Source organism: Paracoccus subflavus, from assembly GCF_004310345.1.
Lineage (GTDB): Bacteria > Pseudomonadota > Alphaproteobacteria > Rhodobacterales > Rhodobacteraceae > Paracoccus > Paracoccus subflavus.
Window position 1 is genome coordinate 579,105 of record NZ_SISK01000001.1, and the last position, 16,446, is coordinate 595,550.

General features: G+C 64.4%; 17 protein-coding genes and 1 tRNA gene. 5 read left to right on the forward strand and 13 right to left on the reverse strand.

Annotated features, from left to right (window positions below; genetic code table 11):
• Positions 1-3: 3 nt before the first annotated feature.
• The 12 genes from nuoH to EYE42_RS02960 all read right to left on the reverse strand — a co-directional run bounded on the left by nuoH (position 4) and on the right by EYE42_RS02960 (position 10,311).
• Positions 4-1,035, reverse strand: coding sequence for an NADH-quinone oxidoreductase subunit NuoH (gene nuoH, locus EYE42_RS02905; protein WP_130989779.1), 1,032 nt, complete (start codon positions 1,033-1,035; stop codon positions 4-6).
• A 15-nt stretch (positions 1,036-1,050) separates the two neighbouring features.
• Entirely contained in the window at positions 1,051-1,818 is a 768-nt protein-coding gene (locus EYE42_RS02910; protein ID WP_130989780.1) for a hypothetical protein, read from the reverse strand.
• Between the two features lie 5 nt (positions 1,819-1,823).
• Positions 1,824-3,842 carry an NADH-quinone oxidoreductase subunit NuoG gene (gene nuoG, locus EYE42_RS02915; protein WP_130989781.1) on the reverse strand — a complete coding sequence of 673 codons (2,019 nt, stop codon included), beginning with the start codon at positions 3,840-3,842 and terminating at the stop codon, positions 1,824-1,826.
• A 12-nt stretch (positions 3,843-3,854) separates the two neighbouring features.
• Entirely contained in the window at positions 3,855-4,259 is a 405-nt protein-coding gene (locus EYE42_RS02920; protein ID WP_130989782.1) for a DUF5333 domain-containing protein, read from the reverse strand.
• Between the two features lie 101 nt (positions 4,260-4,360).
• A complete protein-coding gene (gene nuoF / locus EYE42_RS02925) occupies positions 4,361-5,656 on the reverse strand; it encodes an NADH-quinone oxidoreductase subunit NuoF (protein ID WP_130989783.1) in 1,296 nt (431 codons plus the stop codon).
• A gap of 27 nt (positions 5,657-5,683) precedes the next feature.
• Positions 5,684-5,998: a DUF5337 domain-containing protein gene (locus tag EYE42_RS02930; protein WP_425466551.1), complete on the reverse strand. Its 315-nt coding sequence runs from the start codon at positions 5,996-5,998 to the stop codon at positions 5,684-5,686.
• A complete protein-coding gene (gene nuoE, locus EYE42_RS02935) occupies positions 5,979-6,896 on the reverse strand; it encodes an NADH-quinone oxidoreductase subunit NuoE (protein WP_130989784.1) in 918 nt (305 codons plus the stop codon). Before nuoE ends, EYE42_RS02930 begins: the two co-directional genes overlap by 20 nt.
• Entirely contained in the window at positions 6,896-8,134 is a 1,239-nt protein-coding gene (locus EYE42_RS02940) for an NADH-quinone oxidoreductase subunit D (RefSeq protein WP_130989785.1), read from the reverse strand. Before EYE42_RS02940 ends, nuoE begins: the two co-directional genes overlap by 1 nt.
• A 4-nt stretch (positions 8,135-8,138) precedes the next feature.
• Complete coding sequence (locus tag EYE42_RS02945) at positions 8,139-8,756, reverse strand: NADH-quinone oxidoreductase subunit C (RefSeq protein WP_130989786.1); 618 nt, start codon at positions 8,754-8,756, stop codon at positions 8,139-8,141.
• A 3-nt stretch (positions 8,757-8,759) separates the two neighbouring features.
• Positions 8,760-9,293 (reverse strand): NuoB/complex I 20 kDa subunit family protein, encoded by a 534-nt coding sequence (locus EYE42_RS02950; protein ID WP_130989787.1) that lies wholly within the window; start codon positions 9,291-9,293, stop codon positions 8,760-8,762.
• A complete protein-coding gene (locus EYE42_RS02955; protein WP_130989788.1) occupies positions 9,284-9,649 on the reverse strand; it encodes an NADH-quinone oxidoreductase subunit A in 366 nt (121 codons plus the stop codon). Before EYE42_RS02955 ends, EYE42_RS02950 begins: the two co-directional genes overlap by 10 nt.
• Positions 9,650-9,879: 230 nt before the next feature.
• Entirely contained in the window at positions 9,880-10,311 is a 432-nt protein-coding gene (locus EYE42_RS02960; protein ID WP_130989789.1) for a hypothetical protein, read from the reverse strand.
• Between the two features lie 238 nt (positions 10,312-10,549).
• Here EYE42_RS02960 and EYE42_RS02965 point away from each other — a divergent pair, with 238 nt between their 5' ends.
• The 4 genes from EYE42_RS02965 to EYE42_RS02980 all read left to right on the forward strand — a co-directional run bounded on the left by EYE42_RS02965 (position 10,550) and on the right by EYE42_RS02980 (position 13,388).
• Complete coding sequence (locus EYE42_RS02965; protein ID WP_165455691.1) at positions 10,550-11,800, forward strand: sulfotransferase family protein; 1,251 nt, start codon at positions 10,550-10,552, stop codon at positions 11,798-11,800.
• A gap of 81 nt (positions 11,801-11,881) precedes the next feature.
• The gene (gene lipA, locus EYE42_RS02970) at positions 11,882-12,832 is read left to right on the forward strand and encodes a lipoyl synthase (RefSeq protein WP_130989791.1); all 951 of its coding nucleotides are present in this window, start codon (positions 11,882-11,884) and stop codon (positions 12,830-12,832) included.
• 45 nt (positions 12,833-12,877) lie between these two features.
• Positions 12,878-12,961, forward strand: a tRNA-Leu gene (locus EYE42_RS02975).
• A 61-nt stretch (positions 12,962-13,022) separates the two neighbouring features.
• Positions 13,023-13,388, forward strand: coding sequence for a hypothetical protein (locus EYE42_RS02980; protein ID WP_130989792.1), 366 nt, complete (start codon positions 13,023-13,025; stop codon positions 13,386-13,388).
• A 73-nt stretch (positions 13,389-13,461) separates the two neighbouring features.
• Here the strand turns inward: EYE42_RS02980 and EYE42_RS02985 are convergent, their stop codons facing one another.
• The gene (locus tag EYE42_RS02985; RefSeq protein ID WP_165455692.1) at positions 13,462-15,015 is read right to left on the reverse strand and encodes a bifunctional metallophosphatase/5'-nucleotidase; all 1,554 of its coding nucleotides are present in this window, start codon (positions 15,013-15,015) and stop codon (positions 13,462-13,464) included.
• Between the two features lie 451 nt (positions 15,016-15,466).
• Between EYE42_RS02985 and EYE42_RS02990 the strand changes: the two genes are divergently transcribed.
• On the forward strand, positions 15,467-16,390 hold the full coding sequence (locus tag EYE42_RS02990) for a LysR family transcriptional regulator (RefSeq protein ID WP_130989794.1): 924 nt from the start codon (positions 15,467-15,469) through the stop codon (positions 16,388-16,390).
• Positions 16,391-16,446 lie beyond the last annotated feature (56 nt).

Below are 16,446 nucleotides of genomic sequence, written 5' to 3' on the forward strand. Positions count from 1 at the left end.
GGCTCATGCTCCTGCCCAGCGGGCCCAGAACGACCCGAACACTTCGTAACGCGCCAGAAACGCGACCAGAACGACCCAGCCCAGCGACAGCGGCAGGAACACCTTCCAGCCGATCCGCATCAACTGGTCATAGCGATACCGGGGGACGATCGCCTTGACCATGGCGAACATCCAGAACCAGAAGACCATCTTCAGAAACATCCAGATGGCGCCGTCCGGGATGCCCGGAATGGGCGACAGCCAGCCGCCGAAGAACAGCAGCGAAATCAGCGCGCACATCAGCCAGATGGCGATGTATTCGCCCGCCATGAACAGCAGATAGGGCGTGGAGGAATACTCGACCATGAAGCCCGCGACCAGTTCCGACTCCGCCTCGGCCAGATCGAAGGGGGGGCGGTTGGTTTCGGCCAGCGCGCTGACGAAGAACAGCACCAGCATCGGCAGATGCGGCAGCCAGTACCAGGACAGCAGACCCGCCCCTGCCTGCGCCTCGACAATGGCGGTGATGTTCATCGACCCGGTCGAGATGATGACGCCGATGATGATCAGGCCCAGACTGACCTCGTAGGAAATCATCTGCGCCGCCGCCCGCAGCGCCGACAGGAACGGATATTTCGAGTTCGAGGCCCAGCCGCCCATGATCACGCCATATACCTCGAGCGACGAGACGGCGAAGATGAACAGGATGCCCACGTTGATGTCGGCCATCACCCAGCCCGGCGCAAAGGGGATCGCTACAAAGGCCAGCAGCGCCAGCGTCATCGACAGGAACGGCGCCAGAAAGAAGATGAACTTGTCCGCCCCCGCGGGAATGACGATTTCCTTCAGAACGTATTTCAGCGCGTCTGCGAAGGTCTGCAACAGGCCCCAGGGGCCGACCACGTTGGGACCACGCCGCATCTGCACGGCCGCCCAGATCTTGCGGTCGCCATAGACGAGAAAGATCAGCGACAGCATGACGAATGCGATCACCGCCAGCCCCTGCGCCAGCAGGATCATCGTTATGCCCAGAGAGGATGTCCAGAAATCAGCCATGCCCGTCCCCATCTCCTACGCCGCGGGAATGCCGCGCGCCTTGCATTCTCGCAAGGTTTCGTTCGTTTCCATCACCCGCAGACCCATCGGCTTGCCTTCGGACAGCGTGAATGCGGCCCCGATCAGCAGCTTGCCGTTGCGCGTGTCCTGCAGCGTGCGCACATGGCGACCGTAAGCCTTGTCATGCCGGCTGGCCCAGCCGGCCAATGCGCAGGTGGCATACGAGAAGGCGATATCGACGTCCACCCCCTTGCGCAAGTTCGCCGTCACCTCGACCAGATCGGACGATCCGTCGGGACCAAGGGGGGATACGCGGGCACCCATGAAATCCTGCGGATCGACCGGGGTGGATCCATTCCATGCAGGCAGCGCGGGCTGCATGCGGGCCGCAAAATCCTCGAGTGCCTTTTCCTGGGCTGTCTGGCGCGGCGGCAGGTCGGCCGCCGCCACGCCGTCCAGATTCAGATCCAGATTGGCGTTCAAGGCCATCAGGTCGGCTTCGGTCACGGCAAAGGCGTCCTGCCCTCCGGGACTGTCCAGAGCCATGGTGGACACGCTGCCATCGGGTTCCAGAATCATGATTTCGCCCGACTTGGTCGAAATTCGTGCCAGCGTCAGGGGCGCCTTGCCATCCACTGCGCCGGGGGCGGCCAATCGGGCGGTCAGCGTCTGGGGCTTGGGCAGGGGCCGCCCGTCGCCGGCGTCCTGTCCGCAGCCGACCAGCACCGCAGCCCCGGCCAGAGCCGTGGCAATGATCCGTGGCTGGCGGGACGCTGGCCGCATGGCGGTTACTCGGCCGCCAGGGCGGGCGCATGACGCGCGGCGGCCATGCGGGACAGTTCCCCCATCAGCGGCGAACAGCGCGCGATCGGGTTCGTCAGATAAAAGTCCCGGATTGCCGGACGAAACGCCCCGCGGCCCATGTCCAGGCGCGGCAAGGGCTGCCATTCGTTTTCCGGCACCTGGTCGATCTGCGCCAGATGCGGCACTACCCCGACAAGGGCGCGGCGCAGTTGCGTCAAACTGTCCCAAGGCAGCGTCGCCTCCAGTTCCGCCGACAAGGCGCGCAGGATTGCCCAGTTCTCCTTGGCCTCGCCGGGCGCAAAGTTCGCGCGCAGGGCCAGTTGCGGGCGGCCTTCGGTGTTGACGAACAGGCCGTTTTCTTCGGTGTAGCAGGCGCCGGGCAGGATGACGTCCGCCCGATGCGCACCCCGGTCGCCGTGGCTGCCCTGATAGATCACGAAGGCACCGGGGGCGATATCCACCTCGTCGGCGCCAAGGTTATAGACCACATCGGCCGCGTCGATGGCCGCAACCATCCCGCCGTCGGTCACTGCACCCACGTCCATGGCGCCGACACGGGATGCCGCGGTGTGCAGGACCAGCAGCCTGCAATCGTCCAATTCGCAGATACGCATGGCATTGGCCAGCACGGCCTCGCCGTCCGCCTCGCGCAGGGCGCCCTGGCCGACGATCACAAGGCCAGGCGTGCCCGCGCTGGACGTGAAATCCCCCTCGACCAGACGCGACAACGTGGCGCGGTCATCGCCGTGGTGGTGATAGTCATAGGTCAGGTCCGCCGCCTGCCCCACAAGGGCGATCTGCGCGCCATGCATCCAGGCCTTGCGGATGCGGGCGTTCAGGACCGGCGCCTCGTCGCGCGGGTTGGTGCCGATCAGCAGGATGCGTTTCGCGCTGTCGATGTCCGCGATCGTCGCCGTGCCGACATAGGCCCCGCGATTGCCCGCAGGCAGCCGTGCCCCATCCGTGCGGCATTCGACATGTCCGCCCAGGGCTTCGACCAGTTGCCTGAGGCTGAAGGCAGCCTCGACCGGGGCCAGATCGCCGACCAGGCCCGCAACCCTGCGACCCTTCATGGCCGTCGCGGCGGCAGTCAGAGCCTCGTCCCAGGTGGCGGGACGCAGCTTGCCATTCTCGCGGAGATAGGGTCTGTCCAGCCGCTGCCGGCGCAGCCCGTCCCAGACGAAGCGGGTCTTGTCGCTGATCCATTCCTCGTTCACGCCGTCGTGATTGCGCGGCAGGATGCGCATCACCTCGCGGCCCTTTACGTCCACGCGGATGTTGCTGCCCAGCGCGTCCATGACGTCGATGGTCTCGGTCTTGCGCAACTCCCAGGGTCGCGCCTTGAAGGCATAGGGCTTGCTGACCAGCGCGCCCACCGGGCACAGGTCGATGATGTTGCCCTGCAGGTTCGAGGCCAGCGTCTCGTTCAGATAGCTGGTGATCTCGCTGTCCTCGCCCCGGCCCGTCTGGCCCATCTGGCTGATGCCCGCGACCTCGGTGGTGAATCGGACGCAGCGCGTGCAGGAAATGCAGCGGGTCATGTGGGTTTCGACCAGCGGTCCAAGGTTCAGCTCCTCGGCCGCGCGCTTCGGCTCTCGATACCGGCTGAAATCCACGCCGTAAGCCATTGCCTGATCTTGCAGATCGCATTCGCCGCCCTGGTCGCAGATGGGACAGTCCAGCGGATGGTTGATCAGCAGGAACTCCATCACGCCCTCGCGGGCCTTCTTGACCATCGGGCTGTTGGTGCGGATTTCGGACGGCGCGCCGTCCGGGCCGGGCCGCAAATCCTTGACCTGCATGGCACAGGACGCGGCGGGCTTGGGCGGTCCGCCCACGACCTCGACCAGGCACATCCGGCAGTTCCCCGCAATCGACAGTCGTTCGTGATAGCAGAACCGCGGAATCTCGATCCCGGCCAGTTCGCAGGCCTGGATCAGGGTCAGGTTGGGATCGACCTCGATCTCGGTCCCGTCGATCTTGATGGTGCGCAAATCGGCCATCGGCGTTCTTCCTTACCTGGCAACCAGAAGCGATCCCGCGATCGTCTTCCGTTCTATCTCTTGCTGCCCCAGACGGCAGAATGTCTCGGGCTGGCCGTTCACCACCCCGTTGGCGGTCATGTAGCGGTCGGCCTGGGCATAGATGCGGCGGCGTTCGTCGCGGCTGTCCAGAAAGGCATCGATTTCGGCCTCGCTGTAGCCTTGGTTCAGCGCATAACGCTTCAGCTTGCGGGCCTCGTTGAAGGCCCTGATGATCCGGGCGTCCAGATCGGGGCAGCCCCGGCGCAACATGTCGGCGACGCGCGCCTGGACCAGACTGTCGTTGATATGACGTTCTGCGGACAACGGCGGCAGCGCGGCGGCGGGGCCGGCACAGGCGGCGGCGATGGCAAGGGCGGCGACGATGGTGCGGGTCATGGCATGGACCTTTGGTTGGCGATGTCCCTTGACATATCCCCCCGCCCGGCCTTTCGCCCGACACGACCCCGCGACAGCGGCGTGATATGCCGCCAAGCCCCTCATTCCGCCGCCATCGCCCCCATGCGGCCGGTGCGCTTGGCCTTGATGCGATCCTCTATCTCCTCGCGGAAATTGCGGATCAGGCCCTGAATCGGCCAGGCGGCCGCATCTCCCAGGGCACAGATGGTGTGGCCCTCGACCTGCTTGGTCACGTCCAGCAGCATGTCGATTTCCGCCACCTCGGCATCGCCGCGCACCAGACGCTCCATCACCCGCATCATCCAGCCGGTGCCCTCGCGGCAGGGCGTGCATTGACCGCAGCTTTCGTGCTTGAAGAACTTGGACAGCCGCCAGATCGCCTTGATGACGTCGGTCTGCTGGTCCATCACGATCATGCAGGCCGTGCCGAAGGACGACCGCAGATCGCGCATCCCGTCGTAATCCATGATGGCATTCTCGCACTGCTCGGCCGTCAGGACCGGGCAGGACGCGCCGCCAGGGATCACCGCCTTGAGGTTCTTCCAGCCACCGCGCACGCCGCCGCCATGCTTGTCGATCAACTCGCGCATGGGGATGGACATGGCTTCCTCGACCACGCAGGGCGTGTTCAGATGGCCGGTCAGGCCGAACAGCTTGACGCCCGCGTTGTTCGGACGGCCAAAGCCCGCGAACCATTCCGGCCCGCGCCGCAGGACGGTCGGCACGACGGCAATGGATTCGACGTTGTTCACCGTGGTCGGGCAGCCGTAAAGCCCCGCGCCCGCCGGGAAGGGGGGCTTCATGCGCGGCATTCCCTTCTTGCCTTCCAGGCTTTCCAGCAGCGCTGTTTCCTCGCCGCAGATATAGGCTCCCGCGCCGTGGTGCAGGTACAGGTCGAAATCCCAGCCGGACCCTGCCGCGTTCGCGCCCAGCAGTCCCGCGTCATAACATTCGTCGATGGCGGCCTGCAGCGCCTCGCGCTCGCGGATGAATTCACCGCGGATATAGATATAGGCCGCGTGCGCGCCCATGGCGAAGCTGGCGATCAGCGCGCCTTCGATCAGCGTGTGCGGATCGTGGCGCATGATCTCGCGGTCCTTGCAGGTCGCGGGTTCGGATTCGTCGGCGTTGATCACCAGATAGGACGGCCGCCCATCGCTTTCCTTGGGCATGAACGACCATTTCAGGCCGGTCGGGAAACCCGCCCCGCCGCGTCCCCGCAGGCCCGAGGCCTTGACCTGTTCCACGATCTTGTCCCGGCCCCGGCCGATGATTTCGGCGGTGCCGTCCCAATGGCCGCGCTTTTTCGCCCCGGCCAGGCTGCGGTCGCCCATCCCGTAGATGTTGGTGAAAATGCGATCCTGATCTTTCAGCATCCTGTTCTCGATCCTCTCATCCGGGCGTCAGGCCTTCCTGCGCCGCCAGATACGCCAGGTCACGATCAGCGACCAGACAAAAGCACCCATGGCGGCCAGATCCGCCAGAAAGGCCCACCGGGCGGGCCACCCGTATTCGCGCCCCAGCAACTGCACCAGCAGCCAGCCGCAGATCGTGACCACCAGCACGATCCCGACCAGCCGCATCTGTCTCGCATCCCTTTCAGGGCCGGACGCGGCCATCAGCACCCCCGCGCCGGAGCCAAGAAGCCGAAACCGCGCATCGCACCCGGCCAATGCCCACAAGAGATCTGCGGCTGCATCACGAGGGGCTCCGATCATCCTTTTGTTCCCGTTCCTCGACCGCCCGGATGCCGGCGGGGTTGCGGTCTGATACCGGACGCGCGGCGGATGCCGCCTGCGCCTCTTGCACGGTCACGCCGGTCGCATCGGCGGGCTCGCCCTCGGCCGGATGCGGTTCTGTTTCAGGGGCCGTATCGACGCCGGACTGGTCATCCACGGCCGCCTCGGGGGTCCGCAGCCATTTCGACAGGATCGGCACCTCGGTTCCATCGATCCGCCTGACCGTATCGCCAAGGTCGCGGGCAAGGGCGACACTGGCGTTGCGTTCGTCGGCCTGTCCCCGCAGATCGGCCAGCGCCGTCGGACCACCCAGCGGTTCGGACGAGAAGCGCCCGTTCTGCGGCCCAGGCAGCGGCACCTGCCCGGCCGAAAATGCGTCGATCAACGCCTCCAGCGCGGCGGGCGTCAGATCCTCGTAAAAATCCTTGCCGATCTGGGCCATGGGGGCATTGGTGCAGGCGCCAAGGCACTCGACCTCCTCCCAGCTGAACTTGCCGTCCGCCGACAGGGTGTGCGGCGCGGGCGCGATCTTGCGCTTGCAGACATCGATCAGGGCCTCGGCCCCGCAGATCATGCAGGTCGTGGTGCCGCAAATCTGGATGTTTGCCACCGATCCAACAGGTTGCAACTGGAACATAAAGTAGAAGGTGGCCACTTCCAACGCCCGGATATAGGCTATTCCCAGAAGTTCGGCGCAGTATTCGATGGCGGGCCGGGAGAGCCAGCCCTCTTGCTCCTGTGCGCGCCACAGGATCGGAATGATCGCCGACTGCTCACGCCCTTCGGGATATTTCGACATCTGGACCTGTGCCCATTCCAGATTCGCCGGGGTGAATTCAAAGCTGTCCGGCTGGACGGGCGAAAGACGGCGCAGCATCAGCGGTCAACCTCTCCGAATACGATATCCATCGTTGCGATGATGGCGGGCACGTCGGCCAGCAGATGGCCCTTGGCCATCCAGTCGATCGACTGTAAATGCAGAAATCCCGGCGCCCGCAGCTTGGCGCGATAGGGCTTGTTGGTGCCGTCGCTGACCAGATAGACGCCGAATTCGCCCTTGGGCGCCTCGACCGCCGCATAGACTTCGCCTGCGGGCACCTTGAAGCCCTCGGTATACAGCTTGAAATGGTGGATCAGGCTTTCCATGTCGCGCTTCATGTCGACGCGCCGGGGCGGCGTGATCTTGCCGCGCGCCAGCACGTCCCCCGCAGGTTCGGCCCGCAATTTACGGATCGCTTGCTGCATGATCCTGGTCGATTCCCGCATCTCCTGCATGCGGATCAGATAGCGGTCATAGCTGTCGCCATTGCGACCCACCGGGATCTGGAAATCGAATTCGTCATAGCATTCATAGGGCTGCGACCGCCGCAAATCCCAGGCAAGACCCGACCCCCGCGCCATCACGCCGGAATAGCCCCAGTCCAGGCAGTCCTGTTCCGTCGCGATCCCGATGCCGACCAGCCGCTGCTTGAAGATGCGGTTTTCGGTCAGAAGCGTATCCAGATCGTCCACGAGCCTGGGGAACTGCTCGCACCACGCCTCGAGATCGTCCAGAAGGTCTGGGGAAAGATCCTGATGGACGCCGCCGGGGCGGAAATAGGCCGCGTGCAGCCGGGCACCGGAGGCACGCTCATAGAACACCATCAGTTGCTCTCGGGCCTCGAACCCCCACAAGGGCGGGGTCAGCGCGCCGACGTCCAGGGCGCCGGTAGTCAGGCCCAGAAGGTGGTTCAGGATGCGCCCGATCTCGCAATACAGAACCCGGATCAGGCTGGCCCGACGCGGCACCACGGTGCCCGTCAGCCGCTCGATCGCCAGGCACCAGGCATGTTCCTGGTTCATGGGCGACACGTAATCCAGACGGTCGAAATAAGGCAGGTTCTGCAGATAGGTCCTGCTTTCCATCAGCTTTTCAGTGCCGCGATGCAGCAGGCCGATATGCGGGTCGGCGCGTTCCACGACTTCGCCGTCCAGTTCCAGCACCATGCGCAGCACGCCATGGGCTGCCGGATGCTGGGGACCGAAGTTGATGTTGAAATTGCGGATCTTCTGTTCGCCGACCAGCATGTCGGACGAGCCGTCGTCGTACTGGTTGGTGCGGATATCGCCGTCCATGGCCTTACCCCTTGGTCTTTTCGTCGCCGGGCAGCACGTATTTCGCGCCCTCCCACGGCGACAGGAAATCGAACTGACGATATTCCTGCGTCAGGTGAACGGGCTCATAGACCACCCGCTTCTCGGATTCGTCATAGCGGACCTCGACATAGCCGGTGGTCGGAAAGTCCTTGCGGAGGGGATAGCCGCTGAAACCATAGTCAGTCAGGATGCGGCGCAGGTCGGGATGCCCGGCGAACAGGATGCCGAACATGTCGAATATCTCGCGTTCGAACCAGTTGGCGCAGGGAAAGATCCGTATGGTCGAGGGAACCACCTCATCCTCGCGCACCGCGACCTTGAGGCGGATGCGCTGATTCTGGTACATCGACAGCAGATGCCAGACCACGTCGAACCGCTGGGGCCGCTGCGGATGATCGACGGCGGTGATGTCCACCAGGGTCGAGAACCGGCAGGAACTGTCGCTGCGCAGGAATTCGATCAGATCCATGATCCCCGACACGGTCGAGGTCACCGTCAACTCGCCAAAGGCCAGTTGCGTCTCAAGAACCTGATCCGGGCAGCGCAGGGCAATATGCTCGGCCAATTGCTCCAGTGCGTCGATGTCGGGATATACCGCCATGGCCTATCTCACCAGCGTTCCGGTGCGCCGGATACGGCGCTGAAGTTGCAGGATGCCGTAGAGCAACGCCTCGGCCGTGGGGGGGCAGCCGGGAACATAGATGTCCACGGGCACGATTCGGTCGCAGCCACGCACCACGGAATAGCTGTAGTGGTAATAGCCGCCGCCATTCGCGCAGCTTCCCATGCTGATGACATAGCGCGGCTCGGGCATCTGGTCATAGACCTTGCGCAGGGCGGGGGCCATCTTGTTGGTCAGCGTGCCAGCCACGATCATCAGGTCGGACTGGCGCGGAGAAGCACGCGGCGCGGTGCCGAAGCGTTCCACGTCATAGCGCGGCATCGAGGTTTGCATCATCTCGACCGCGCAACAGGCCAGGCCGAAGGTCATCCAGTGCAGGCTGCCGTTGCGCGCCCAGTTGATGATGTCCTCGGTCGTGGTCAGCAGGAAGCCCTTGTCCTGCAATTCGCGGTTCAGGGCGGCGGTCGCCACCTCGCGGTCGGGACCCGCCGTGTTCGCTCCGGTCATCACGCCCATTCAAGCGCACCTTTCTTCCATTCGTAGGCAAAGCCCACGGTCAGCACGCCCAGAAACACCATCATCGACCAGAAGGCCGCGTCCGACAGGACCGCAAAACTGACCGCCCAGGGAAACAGGAAGGCCACTTCCAGGTCGAAGATGATGAACAGGATCGACACCAGATAGAACCGCACATCGAATTTCATCCGAGCGTCGTCGAAGGCGTTGAAGCCGCATTCATAGGCGCTGACCTTTTCGGGGTCCGGGTTGCGCACCGCGACGACAACGGCGGCAAGGATCAGGATCAGGGCCAGCGCCGAAGCCATACCTGCAAAGACGAGGATCGGCAAATAATCCTGAAGCAAGATTTCCACGGGCAAGTTCCCCCTGTCGGCCGCGGAACACAATGGCTGCCCGCGACGGGTTGGCTAGGCGCCCGTTTAGACCCGCGCGCCCGCCGGGTCAACGGGCGCCAATGTCGCATGGCCGCAGGCGTTCCCGGATTGTCCCAGGCCTTGACCCGCTTCGGTTTCGGCAAATCAGCAACGTCACCAACGAAAAAAGGCAGCCCGAAGGCTGCCTTTCCCTGTGCCGGTCGCGGCTGTCAAAGCCCGGCGGCCTGGCAATCCGCAAGAGTGATGACTTCCATGTTGACCGTGCCCGAGAACTCGTCGTTGTTCGGGTTGCCGTCATTGCCGGATGTGTCATCGACAGGCGTGTCGGCCGTCGCGGCGGTGGCCGGGTCCGGCATGTCGTTGTCCGGGTTGCCTTCGTTGCCGGTGGTCGGTTGCGCACCGTCCATGGTGCCGGCATTCTCGACCGGGTCGGTGGTGCTGTCGTTGTCGATGTTGCCGCTTGCCGGGTCGGGGGTTTCGGAATTCGACCCCATGGCCAGGGTCTGGCAATGCTCGGTCACGGCGGCCAGATCGGCGTCCGACACCTCTTGCCCGCCAACCATGGTCTGAGCAAAGGCGGCAGGGGCCAGGCAAAGCGAGGCCGCAAGGGCGATCGGGGCGGTCAGGGTCTTGATGAACATGGTGTCCTCCAGTGGGGTCAAGCGATATTGCCACTCAACCCGGTGGCGCGCCGGTTGTTCCATCGGCAAAAAGCATGGTGAAACCCGGACGGTCGGCCGCCCCGCGGTGCGGCGGCGGCAGCGGCGGCGGCAAGGCGATACCGTTGTGGTGCCGAACGCGGGATGATGGCTTGCCGCGCCCCAAAGGGTCCGGCAAAAAGGGCGGCATTGCCGCGCCATGCCAGACAGGAAGCATTCCATGACCGACACGCCCCCAAGCACGCCTCTTGCGAGGACTGCCGTGATCGTCCTGGGAATGCACCGGTCCGGGACATCGGCGCTTGCCGGTGTTCTGGGACAACTGGGCGCGGCTCTTCCCCGTGACCTCATGGGGGCGTCCGAGATGAACGCCAAGGGATTCTTTGAATCGAACCTTGTGATGGACCTGAACGACCGCATCCTGGCATCCGCCGGGCTGGCCTGGTGGGACACGCGCCGCCTTTCGGCGGACTGGCTGCAAGCGCCGGCGGCCGAAACCTTTCTGTCCGAGGCGTGCGACGTCCTGCAGTCGGACTTTCAGGATGCCCGGCTGTTCGTGATGAAGGATCCCCGGATCTGCCGGATGATGCCCTTCTGGCGAACGGCCCTGGAACGGTTCGGTGCGCGCCCGATGGTGGTCCATACCCACCGCCCGCCCATGGACGTGGCGGCATCGCTGGCCCGCTGGGCAGGGCATGACACGGAATACAATCTGCTGCTGTGGCTGCGGCATCTGCTGGATGCCGAGGCTGACAGCCGCGATCTGCCCAGGGTCTTCACCAGCTATCACATGCTGCTGGAGGATTGGGAGGCCGCGATCGCGCGCATCACCGGGGGGCTTGAGATCGACTGGCCCCGGGGACTGCCGGAGGCCGGCGACGACATCCGCGCCTTTCTCAGCCACGACCTGCAACATTTTTCGAAAACCGGCACCCATGGCGTCCCCCTGCCCGCCATGCTCCGGACGGTGCTGGACATCCTGGACCGCTGGGCGGCAGAGGGAGAGGATCACAAAGATCAAGCCGTGCTGGACGACCTGCGAGCGCACCTGGATCGCGTATCGCCCCTTTATGACGAACTGGCGATGCGATCCGCTCTGCGCAAGTCCGAGACGAAGACGCTATCCGCCGCGCTGGATGAAAAGACCAACCACTTGGCCCGGGAAACCACCAGGCGAGAGCACCTGGAACACCTGCAAGCAGCGCTTCAGGACCGCTATGCCACGTTGCAAGGGGATCTGGATGGGGCCGAAGCCCGGCTTCAGGACATGTCCCGCCGCGCGACCGAAGCCGCCGCGGCTGCCGACCTCGCCCGCGTCGAGTTGGAGCGGACCCGCCTGCGGCTGATGGCCGAGCGCGATGCGGCGCTTGATCTTGCCCGTAGGCGAGAGGCCGAATTCCTGTCAAGCACGTCCTGGAGGGTGACAGCCCCCCTTCGGCTCGTGTCGCGGGCGGTGCGGCGGATGCTGTGAGTCGCGGTCCGGCCCCCCGCCGTTGCGCAATCGCGTGCAAAAGGGTATCTGTGGGCAACCGCGACGGAAAAGGACACAGCCTTGCGCGACCTTCGCATCCCCGACCAGCGACATCCGGAAAAGGCCCACCGGCCCGACCAGGCGCAACCCAGGAAGCCCGACTGGATCAGGGTCAAGGCGCCGACCTCGGACGGCTACAAGCGCACGCGCGACATCATGAGGGACAACCGCCTGTCCACCGTGTGCGAGGAAGCGGGCTGCCCGAACGTGGGCGAATGCTGGTCACAGGGCCACGCGACCATGATGATCATGGGAGAGATCTGCACGCGCGGCTGCACCTTCTGCAACGTCGCCACCGGCAAGCCCAATGCCCTGGACGTGTTCGAACCCGGACGGGTGGCCCATGCGGTCCAGAAACTGGGGCTGAAGCATGTCGTCATCACCAGCGTTGACCGCGACGACCTGGACGACGGCGGGGCCGATCATTTTGCCCAGACCATCCGCGCCATCCGCCACCGCAGCCCCGATTCCACCATCGAGGTTCTGACCCCCGATTTCCTGAAGTCCAGTCCCGGCGCGCTTGAAACCGTGGTCGAGGCGCGGCCCGATGTGTTCAACCACAACCTTGAAACCGTGCCGGCGCTGTATCCTGCCGTCAGGCCCGGCGCCCGCTATTTCCATTCGCTGCGCCTGCTGCAAAAGGTCAAGGAACTGGATCCGGCGATGTTCACCAAGTCGGGCATCATGGTTGGCCTGGGCGAGGATCGCGGCAGCGTGCTGCAGGTCATGGACGACATGCGCGCGGCCGACATCGACTTCATGACCATCGGCCAGTATCTGCAACCGACGCCCAAGCATCACCGCGTGGACCGTTTCGTCACACCCGAAGAATTCGCGGGCTATGAAAAGGCGGCTTATGGCAAGGGCTTCCTGATGGTATCGGCGACGCCGCTGACCCGGTCCTCCTATCACGCAGGCGACGACTTCGCGCGGCTGCGTCAGGCACGGCTGCACAAATTGGGCCGCGCCTGACCCTCTTGCAAATCCCTGCGGCCCGATTTAGTCCGAATGCAGAAGGCCCGAGTGGCGGAATGGTAGACGCAGCGGATTCAAAATCCGCCGCCGCAAGGCATGTCGGTTCGAGTCCGACCTCGGGTACCAGCCTTTCCTGCAACCTATTGAAAAGCCTCAGCTAAGTTCAATCTTGGCCAAGGCGTAGAACATGGCGGCATACACATCAGCACGACATACCCTTCATCAAGGTCGGGATGTTTGCTTCGTGCTGCGGGTTCCTGTGAAACCACTGCATGTCCCCAAAGATCGCGTGCCGACCAAATCCCCTGCCTCACGTTGCACACCCTGGGGAAAGGCGTTGGAAGGCGCGGGCGCGCTGATCCGCGGCGCCCGGTGCCTGATCGACTTCATGATCAACCGATGCCGCCCCTTCATCTTCGCCACAGCATCCTGGCCCATGCTGGCGGTAGCCGGGCAAAGGCCGCAGGCTCCCCTGCTGGGCAGCCAGATCGTGCCGCAACCATGGATCTTGCGCCCAGGCTTCAGGCACGCGGCTTCGGTGCAAGCGGCGTGATCGGCATATCGCTTACGGTAAGCCGCGTCCCTGCAAAACTCACCGGTGCAGTGTCCTGCACGGGCAAATGACTTTATCCTTCCTGCCTGACCGTCACGTCGCCGAGCGGAGGCGCCTGCACCGTGCCGACCTTACGGAAGGCGGCTTCCACAAGGTCGGTTATGCTGCGCTGAAGCTCCGTCACATTCTGGCCCGTCTTGAAGGCGTCGTATTTGTGGAGTCCCTCGAGCATGCCGGCATTGGCGACGACGCTGTATCGCCGGGCGGGATCGAGAACGCTTTCGCCCACCCGGATCTCGCCCACCCGCTCGCCTTGGGGCCGCCTCAGGTCCGCCGACCACGTAAGACCATCGGTCTGGATGAGGCCGCCCACCGCTTCCAGCGGATCGCCCGGTGCCTGGTTGGTGGCGCTCTGCTCCAGGATCTCCCTGATCTCGGCGCCGGTCAGCGTCAGCGTCGCGGGCTTGGTCGGGTGGGGAAGGAGAGCCGTCAGGGCCTCGCGCGTGATGGGTCCCGCATTAAGCGACACGCCGTATCCCACGCCCGGCATGAAGGCGATCTCCGCCCCGGTCTCCTCGCGCAGGATGCGCCCGACTAGCTTGTCGAATGGACTCTCGGAACTGTGCTGACGCCCGATCCGCTCTGCGGCGGTGGCGATGACTTCCTCCAGCGCCTCACGATGCGGCGCGCGCAGCTCGGCCACGAGGGCGGCGATCTCCGGATCCTCGCCCACCTCGTCAACCCAGAGCGGGTGCATCGATCCCGTGACCTCCGTCACCGCGCCGCCGCGCAGGCGGATCGTGACCTGGCCCAGCATGGCGCCGTCCGAAAGCGCCTGGACCAGCCAGCCCCCGCCGACGCGTTCGGGCGGCGTGATCAGGTCATGCGAATGGGCGCCGATGACGAGGTCGATCCCTTCGACCTCCTCTAGCAGCTTCTCATCCACCGACTTGCCCTGGTGCGACACCACGACCACCACCTCGGCCTCGCGCCGCAGCTCCGGCACCAGCCGGCGGGCCGCCTCGATTCCGCTTGTAAAGGAAAGCCCGTCGATATTCTTGCGGTCGCCGGTCAGAGGCGTGTTGTGGTAGCCCAGCGCGAGGAGGGCGACTTTGACGCCACCGACCTCCATCATGCGCACCGGCTCTCCGAACAGGGGTTCGCCTGTCGAGTCGTCGATGACGTTCGCGCCACGGATCGGGAAGTCGGCCAGTTCGCTGAGCCTGCGGGTGCGATCGAGACCGTAGTCGAAGTCGTGATTGCCGAGCGCCATGAAATCGTAGCCGACGGCGTTCATCAGGCGGATGTTGGCCTCGCCTTGGGTCAGGTTGCCGAGGAGGTCGTCCGAGAACGTATCGCCGCCATCGACGAGCACCACGTTGCTGGCTCCCCGTTCCGCGCGATGCGCAGCGACCGCCGCCGCGAGCGCCGCAAAGCCCCCGATGTGACCGGCCCGCTGGAACTCCGTGCCGTCGCCGCCGGGGTCGCCGGTATGCGCCGTGGCGTTCCCGGGCGCCACCTCGAAGGCCATGTGGCGGCCATGGAAATCATTGGTGTGCAGAATCGTAAATGAATACTCCACGTCCTGCTCCTGGGCTTCGAGGGACCGCGCGAAGGGCAGCGTCATTCCCATTGCCATCGCTGTTCGTCGGCTGATCATGAAAACCCCCTCGGGAAAGTTGGATAGCAATGCGGGAGTCCAGTCCCGGCTTGGTCGCGGTTACAACATAGAAATATTGTAATCTTTGAATTAATCAAGGCAGATCAGCCCCTGCCGCCCCAACGGCTAGGGAAGCATGGTCCCTGGACCGTATCGCGGGCGAGGTTCCTCAGCTTCCTGCCGGACGGCTGCGGATACATCCGTTCGGGCGAAATCATGGCCCATAGAGAGAAGCGGATGTTCAGCATGTAAGCCTGCGCGGTCGATGATCCTGTTCCCGCGGGGCTGTAGGCTGGCCGGGTCGGACATCTCATCACCAAGGCACCTGCCCCCGCATCTGCCGGGGCCGGAACAACGGAACCTCCACGGCCGAAAGCTGCCCCTAGGCAAGCCTGGTTGTCGTCTTTAGCATCGGGTCATGAAGGAACTGACCTTGCGCCAGATCGAGGTGGTGCGTGCCGTGCTGATTGCAGGCACGATCCAGGGCGCGGCCAACCTGCTGAACGTGTCGGCCCCCGGCATCAGCCGGCTTATCAAGCATACCGAGGACGGCTTGGGGATCCGCCTGTTCGAACGCCGCGCAGGCGTCTTCGTCCCCGCCGCCGAGGCGCATTCGATCTTTGCCATGCTCCAGCAGGTCCATCACCAGATGGAAAACCTGAACGCCGCGGTGGGGTCGCTTCGCAAGGGACAGGGCTTTACGCTGTCGTTCGCCTCGGCCCCCTCGATCGCCAACTTCATCGGGGCGCGCGTCATCCGCGGCCTGCGACACCGCTTTCCCGATCTGGATGTCGATCTGAACATCCTCAAGATCGAGGAAACGCTGGACTATCTGCTGCTTGAGCAGGGCGAGGTCGTCATCATGTCGTCCCGCCTGGACAATCCTGCGCTTGAAAACATTCCCCTGTGCGAAGGCCGCATCGTCGCCATCATGCCCGAAGGCCATCCCCTGACGCAGAAATCGGCGGTGTCGATCCGCGACCTTGCGCGATTTCCCTTTATCGGTGTCGATCCTGACGATCCTTACGGGCGCCAGCTTTCCCAGCCGTTCACGGATGCCGGGCTGGCGGTCCGGCACGCGATGCGCGGCCGCTTCGCCCAGACCCTTGTCAGCCTGGTCCGGCACGGGCTGGGCGTGGCCGTGATCGACGAGTTTTCGGTGGCCGAGGTCTATATGCCCGGCCTGGTCCGCAGGCCGCTGATCGAGCCGGCGACGATCACCGCATGGTCGGTCCAGAAACAGGGCCGCCAGTTGTCCAGTTTCGCGGAACTGACGGTTCATCTGTTTCGCACGGAATTGTCCAAGGCGCGGGCGCGCGAACTGTGGGACGGGCCTGGCTGATTAACATCATGTTTCGATAGTGTAGAACTTGGTATTTGCGGTTACGAAGCTTTTCC